1 protein-coding gene and 1 pseudogene are annotated in these 694 nt (G+C 54.3%); both read left to right on the forward strand.

The window, feature by feature from the left end; genetic code table 11:
* On the forward strand, positions 1-112 hold a 112-nt coding region (locus FAS41_RS08105), incomplete at its 5' end, for a pilin (RefSeq protein ID WP_171049462.1).
* A 53-nt stretch (positions 113-165) separates the two neighbouring features.
* Positions 166-694, forward strand: a pseudogene (locus FAS41_RS08110) (tetratricopeptide repeat protein); the annotation flags it as partial.

Below are 694 nucleotides of genomic sequence, written 5' to 3' on the forward strand. Positions count from 1 at the left end.
AGCTGGCAAGACTGTTGTTCTGCAGGGCTCGTCCAGCTCCGCTGGTGCCGTTACTTGGACCTGCAATACTGGTAACTTGAGCGCCAAGTACCTGCCGTCCAACTGCCGTTAATTCGTGCTTTGAAAAAGGCCCCTTTCAGGGGCCTTTTTTCATAAGGAGTCGGAGTGAAGTTGTTTGTAGTTCTGTTCGTGGGCCTGTTGTCGGTGGTTTTATTTCTTTATGCGCCGGGGCTTCACGGAGACTTTGAGTTCGATGACTCCGCCAATATCATTGATAACAACAGTCTGCATATAACTGCACTGGACCTGAAGCAGCTCAGAGCAGCAGCCGTCTCAGGCGATGCAGGGCCTACAGGCCGCCCGCTGGCGCTCATCAGCTTTGCGCTGAACATCTACTTCTTCGGCATGCAGCCGTTCTATTTCAAGCTTATCAACGTCCTGATCCACCTTTGCAACATTGTGCTTGTGGCTGGACTCTCTTCTCTGATCCTGCGGCGGTGGTACAGCCTTTCTGCCCGAAGCGGAGCACTGGCGGGGTTGGCAGTGGCTGCGCTCTGGGGGGTGCACCCGATCAACCTGACCAGCATACTGTATGTTGTGCAGCGCATGACCAGCTTGTCTGCGCTATTCGGATTCCTTGCCATCTATCTTTATGTCCGCTGGCGGTCGAAGCCGAGCACGGAACAGCTTTCTC

It is taken from the genome of Pseudomonas nicosulfuronedens, assembly GCF_005877905.1.
GTDB classification, from domain to species: Bacteria; Pseudomonadota; Gammaproteobacteria; order Pseudomonadales; family Pseudomonadaceae; genus Pseudomonas; species Pseudomonas nicosulfuronedens.